The sequence below is a fragment of the Aeromonas sp. Y318-1 genome (assembly GCF_027706125.1).
In the GTDB taxonomy this organism is placed as follows: domain Bacteria; phylum Pseudomonadota; class Gammaproteobacteria; order Enterobacterales; family Aeromonadaceae; genus Aeromonas; species Aeromonas hydrophila.
In genome coordinates this window covers 1-530 of record NZ_JAPDCM010000053.1, presented here as the reverse complement: position 1 = coordinate 530, position 530 = coordinate 1, and the positions used below count along the sequence as shown (strand labels likewise).

Below are 530 nucleotides of genomic sequence, written 5' to 3'. Positions count from 1 at the left end.
TGTGATTCATGACTGGGGTGAAGTCGTAACAAGGTAACCCTAGGGGAACCTGGGGTTGGATCACCTCCTTACCTTAAGATGACGAAGTTGTTGAGTGTTCACACAGATTGCCTTGATTCAAAGTAGTTAGAGCAAAGACCTGGTGCGCAAGCATCAGTGCTTATCTGGCTTCGGTCAGATGAGAGAAGCCCTATCATTGGGTTTTGGGATGTGAATAATGGCGCTCGGCCTCGCAGGCTAGGCACTCGCCATTACCCAAAATCTGCACTGCTAACGCAGCGCAAAGATGATTTTGGGTCCCCTTCGTCTAGAGGCCTAGGACACCGCCCTTTCACGGCGGTAACAGGGGTTCGAATCCCCTAGGGGACGCCACTTCTCTTCTTGCTAACAAGAATGCAGACATAAGCATGTGTGTTTATGTCTGTTTTCTTCGGCCTTGAGCCGTTGCAAACATGCTCTTTAACAATCTGGAAAGCTGATTTAAAAAGTAGTTCTCAAACATTTGTTACAAGTGCTTTGGAAACTTCTTG

Annotated in this window: 1 tRNA gene and 1 rRNA gene; both read left to right on the top strand. The window is 47.5% G+C overall.

The features are described 5' to 3' along the window. Positions 1–71, top strand: a 16S ribosomal RNA gene (locus OKB87_RS23565); the annotation flags it as partial. A gap of 225 nt (positions 72–296) precedes the next feature. After that, positions 297–372, top strand: a tRNA-Glu gene (locus tag OKB87_RS23560). The last annotated feature ends 158 nt before the right edge of the window (positions 373–530 follow it).